The 5284-nt window shown below is 51.8% G+C and carries 4 protein-coding genes and 1 pseudogene; 1 reads left to right on the forward strand and 4 read right to left on the reverse strand.

Going from position 1 to position 5284, the window contains the following annotated elements; translation table 11 throughout:
* From HFM78_RS02225 to HFM78_RS02235, 3 genes and pseudogenes are all read right to left on the reverse strand, one after another.
* Positions 1 to 593, reverse strand: a pseudogene (locus HFM78_RS02225) (RNA-guided endonuclease TnpB family protein); the annotation flags it as partial.
* Between the two features lie 39 nt (positions 594 to 632).
* Positions 633 to 869, reverse strand: a complete 237-nt coding sequence (locus tag HFM78_RS02230) for a hypothetical protein (protein ID WP_287127784.1) — start codon at positions 867 to 869, stop codon at positions 633 to 635.
* Positions 870 to 888: 19 nt separating this feature from the next.
* Positions 889 to 2022, reverse strand: a complete 1134-nt coding sequence (locus HFM78_RS02235) for a TIGR03118 family protein (protein ID WP_287127785.1) — start codon at positions 2020 to 2022, stop codon at positions 889 to 891.
* A gap of 448 nt (positions 2023 to 2470) precedes the next feature.
* Here HFM78_RS02235 and HFM78_RS02240 point away from each other — a divergent pair, with 448 nt between their 5' ends.
* Positions 2471 to 3217 (forward strand): hypothetical protein, encoded by a 747-nt coding sequence (locus HFM78_RS02240; protein ID WP_287127786.1) that lies wholly within the window; start codon positions 2471 to 2473, stop codon positions 3215 to 3217.
* A 101-nt stretch (positions 3218 to 3318) separates the two neighbouring features.
* On the opposite strand, the gene HFM78_RS02245 is transcribed toward HFM78_RS02240, so the two are convergent.
* A partial coding sequence (locus HFM78_RS02245) for a DNA methyltransferase (protein ID WP_287127787.1) occupies positions 3319 to 5284 on the reverse strand: 1966 nt, incomplete at its 5' end.

Here is a 5284-nt window from a genome sequence, read left to right on the forward strand (position 1 = left end):
GTCAACTGCTGTCCATTCCATTGGTCTCCGGTACTGGTGTGAGCAATGTCGGTTCTGCCCAAGTCAACCCCAAGGCAATTCACAGATTCTTTAACGGTGGGTGGCAAGGGTTTAACTTGAATTTGGATGTAGAAACTGCCATCCTTGCGTTTGGTCAAGGTGGCAGAAGTCGGTTGCTGACCTTTGAGCAACCCCCGTTGATAGTTGCCAATCGCCAAACCGAAATGCTCCCGACTGTCCAAAAGCGTCAAACTAACGGTCCAATCCTTTTCTTTGAAGGAGAAGATTCTTGCATCGTAGTCAATGCTGGTGGGGCTAAATCCCTTAATGGCAAAGCCTTTGAGCCGAGCCGCTTTACGGTTAGCGCAGACGCGAGCGATAGCGCGAATCGTCAGGTTAGCCGAGAGTCCAAAGAGTTCCCTGACCTGTGGATACACTTGCTTTTGCATAGTGGTCTTATTGGTCAGTCTCTCAGGAGTGCTGAGGTTAATCCAAGTACAAGCATCTGCAAACGCTTTAAGCGTCGCCTCAATCTTTATGACTTGTTCGGGCGATGGGTTGAGTTTGCAGGACACCGTAAGGACTTGGTTCATAGCTATATTATATCTCACCCGTTCATGTTGTTTCAAGTTTTAAAAGTCGCCCTGAAGGGCAAGGCTTCTACCCATTTTTTCGGTGACGAAGCGGGTCCCACCCGTGGTCGGACGGTTCTGGTCGCGGTCAGCGGTGACGGTCACTTCATCCAGGAGGTCGGGGGGCGTTTCTAGGGCTTGGGCCAGTTGGACCGTGGGTTCGAGATCGGCTTTGTGGGGGACCGCGTGGGCCAGGGGGGTCAAGCTCAAGGCCAGACCCAGGTAAACAAATTTCATCTCACGCCTCAATTGATATTTAAAGACAAGGAACCAGATTTAAGCTCCCAAAGAGGCCGTCTTCCTCACCATTGGGACCGGCGGTGAAGTACAGGTAATCAGCACGACCGAGGGACTCACCATTGCCGAAAATCAGCCCCCAGAGTCCGTCAATTTTGAGGGGTGCACCGGTGGTGTCGAGCAAGTAACCGAGTTGTTCGCCCGTCGCTTGGTTAAACGCCACGATCGTGCCATCTCCGAAGTTCCCGACCAGTAGGGCACCACTCAAGGGTCCGAAGTCCGCCGGAGCAATCACCAACCCCCAGGGCGCATTGAGTTTAGGGCTGTGGTCAAGGGTGCGGATGTGGTTGCCGTACCAGTCGAAAATCGCGACATAGCCCAGTCCCGGTCCCTGTTCCTCGGTGTTGGGGTCAGCTGTGGTTTTGGCGTAGGTGACGAAAACCCGGCCTTTTAGGTATTGGACATTGAAGGGTGCGTAGCCTCCGGGGATGTCAGCCGGTCTCAAGAAAGGACGCTCAAAACCGCGCTCTGTCCAGTTTCGAGGCACCGGACGGAAAGCCTCGTTGTAGACTTCAATCTGCCCTTGCCCGAAGTTGGCGGCATAGAGACGGTTCCCCCGCGCAAAAGTCGAGGCGGTCAAGCCCTTATAAATCGCTCCTTGCTGGGAACGGTCCTGGACTACAACCGAACTCGTCATCCGCGCAATACTGCCGTCCTCATTCACCCGCTCGGCCCAACCGGAGATCGTCCCGTCCTCCGTGGCCCACAAAAAGCGACTCGGCCCCGTGATCCCCTCGCCCGTCACCATAAAATCCGTGGCAGACCCGGAGAAGGTTTGTCCCGTGGGTGTGGAGGGGAGTTGGCTACCCACGACCGTGACAAATTTCAAGTCGTCTTGGTAGAGCGGGGTGGTCTCGGTGTCCCCGACATAGGTGCTAGAAGTCCCAGTCTCCGTGTTGGCAATCCAGAAATGTCCACCCAAGCCCGCCGGACGAATCGAAATCCCCCAAGCATTGCGGACCAAGGGGTCCAGCAGTTGGGGTTGGAAGACGGGATTATTAGCAACGAGGTTGCGCTGAGCGTAGCAACTGGTGATCTCAGCTTGCACGGGTAGAGCAACGGTTAAGGCTAGGAGCGCGAAGAATTTCAACATGGTCGGGGTCTCCAAAATAGGTAAACGAAATTGACCGCCACACCCTTCCCGCAGGCAGAATTGGCGATAGGAAGCCACCCCCCAGGGCTGGGGGATGGTAGCTCAGGCAACAGTCACTGAACTAGGCCCAACAGCGTCGGAATTCGCCTGACGTGTTGGTAGTAGTTCTCAATAGAGAGTCTAGGACTAGATGCAAGTAATTGTCAAGAAACCCGCTTGAATTTTGTGGAACCGGTGGTTATGGCAAGAATTCAACCTGTAATTAATTTGCTAAAACTCGCTCTCCAACTGAGTTTCAGCTTGTTTAATGACAAGGACCAAGCGGTAAGAGCATCCCCGGCCTGAAAATTCCAGTGGTAAATTAGTGGGATTTCTCAGCTAAGAGTTGCAACTACTGAGCGGATGAGATGTGGTACAGTGCTATTCAAGCCTCCTGGTGGAGTTTGTGATGGAGCGTATAATTTGGGCGATGAGTTTATGTTTGTTGACGGGTTGTGGTGCAGCGAATCCGCCCGCCGTTACCGATCAGGCTGTTTCAGTAGTCATGGCCCCTGAAGATCAAGACGTAGATTTTGCCGTCAAGTTGAACCTGATGAAGGGGCATTTACTGGTCGCCCGTGAACTCTTGGACCTCAAGGAAGTAGACCAAGCCCTACCCCACCTCGGGCACCCCATCGAAGAAATTTATGACGACCTCGCGGACCAACTCCCCGTGCGCGGTATCTCCGATTTCAAGCCCGTCCTGCTCACGCTCCAGGACCTAGTGAAGGCTACCCCCACCAGTCCCGCCGTTGCCACCACCTACCAGCAAGCGATGAGTGCCCTGACCGGAGCCGAAGCAACCCTACCCGCTAGCCAACGCCAGTCGCCCCGTTTTGTCCTCCAAGTGATTGACGGATTATTAGCGGCGGCTGGGGGCGAATACCGCTCAGCCCTAGTCAATGGCAAGATAGCCGAACCAATTGAGTACCAGGACTCGCGGGGTTTTGTCCTCTGTGCTCAGCAGCTTTACCGGTCCGTCCGCACCCAAGTGGTCAAAACTAACGCCGCTACGGACAAGACTATCCAGCAGGACCTAACTCGTCTAGCGAGAGCTTGGCCCGCCCCCATGCCGCCCACTGCTGCCGTCCTCACGGCTGATGAGGTTTTGACCGCTGTTGCCGGTATCAAACAGACGGCTCGTGACCTTCGTTAAATCGTTATTTTGTAGACAGATCGTTCTGAGCCGCCAGAGCCGCCACTTGCTCGTAAAGATAATCCGGTATCTTTAGGCTGAGTTCACTCATGGAATGGCCTTCACGGATGCGTCTTAATGGTAACTGTAGGAACCCACGGCCCAATTACCGAAAGTCCGTCTTTTTCTCGCTGAGCTAGTTCTAAGTTGAGGGTGAGGAGCTTTTCTAATAGGTCATCTTGGGCGGTGAAGCCATAGGCTTTCAAAACTAGGGCATCGAGTTGAGCGTGGAGTTTGTGGAGTTGACTGGCGGGCTCGTGGAAAAACTCGTTGTAGAGATCGGTGATGCCGTACTGCTTGGCGGTCATGCGCTGGGTCCGGTATTCGTGCAGGGCGGTTATCGTGTCGCGGATGGCTTGGACTTGGGGCGGGGTTGCAGTCTGAGGGAAAGGGAAGGTCTCAAAACAGGTGTTGTGGGTGTAGCGGGTGGTCTCTCCTAAAGTAGAACTTTGAGCTTTGACCCAAGTGCGGTGGAGATTTGAGGTAATAATACCGAGAATATAGAAGTCATCTAGAGCTACGACTACAACTGAATCTCCAGGAAGCCATTCAAGCTTGCTAGGAAGAAATACAAACCATTTTGAGTGCCTGGGAACAGCAAGGTAAAACTGCAACAAACTTAATTGCTCACGCATAGCAGGACGAGGACGTGGAAATTGCCACCAGTAATTCTTTGCATGCTCGTCCCGGTTATCTTTCCGCTCTAATCTAACTGTGTTATGAACGTGGTTGAATGGAAGCTTATAACTACTCGCTTCCTCAATCTGCTTATTATTAAAATCAATAATCCAACGGCTTGGCAGTCCATTCGTTCTGCTAGCCAAATCATCAGCATCTAAAAATAGCTTCAGCAGTTCTTCATTTTTACTGTCTCTAGCCCATTCTTCAGCCTGTTTTTCTGAAACAAAAAAACCTTTCCCTGTAGGTTGTACTCCCTTAAAACAGATGTTTAAGTTTGCTTTGAGACGAACTGCATGAGTAACATCAATCTCTGATTTAAGAGACGAATTAATTTGTAGGCATGATGCATTGTTAAGGTAAAAATTCTTCGGCTCCCTTTTGCTCCAGTTAACTATGCTAACGTAAACATTTGCATCTCCTGACCAAGGTTGACTAGCAATTGCTTCATGGATAAATCCTCCATTATTAATAATATAGTCTAGTGAAGCGATCCTACTTTTCCCTTGACTAATAGAATTGGTGGCAACGAGTCCTGCTCTCCCACTCTCTCCAATATGGTCATGTGCTAGCCGAAACCAGTAGGTGCAAAAATCAATCTTATCTTTAGCTTCTGTAAATTTGGCCCGCACTCCTGCAACGTATGAATCTCCTAATTCTAATCGCATCCGCGCCCCACCCAAAAATGGCGGGTTCCCAATCACCGCATCCGCCTTGGGCCACTCCGTAAACAATGCATCCGCACAAATAATATTTGCATCCAGCGTATCCAAAGGTAGCGAAGGTTCCGTCAGTTCCAGGCGGTCAATCGCCATCTTACGCCCAATCATCAGCGTCACCCGCGCCAACTCCACCGCAAACGGATTGAGGTCAATCCCAAAAAACTGTTGTGGCGTAACAAACCCCAGCCCCACCTGAGCCGTACCCTTCCCCTGCTCACTAATCTTATCCAGCAACAACTTCTCAATACGCTTAAGTTCCTGATAGGCAATATACAAGAAATTCCCCGAACCACAGGCCGGATCAAGGACCCGATAACCCTGCAACGCCAACAACAACCCATTCAACTCCTTAACCGAACCCGCCCCCTCAATCCGTTCCTCCCAAAACCGACCAATCGTCGGGCGGACAATCTGCCGGATATCCGTCTCACTCGTGAAATGCACCCCGTGGGCATGACGAGCCTGCTCATCCATCGTCCCCTCAAACAAACTCCCAAAAATCGCCGGACGCACCTTACTCCAATTCTCCAAGGCCGCCGACTCCAATAACCGCAACTCCTCCGGGCGCAACTCCAACAGGTAAATCGTCGCAAATAACCCCCCGTTAAAATAATCCACTCCCTGAAAC

Source organism: Candidatus Cyanaurora vandensis (genome assembly GCF_013285555.1).
GTDB classification, from domain to species: Bacteria; Cyanobacteriota; Cyanobacteriia; order Gloeobacterales; family Anthocerotibacteraceae; genus Cyanaurora; species Cyanaurora vandensis.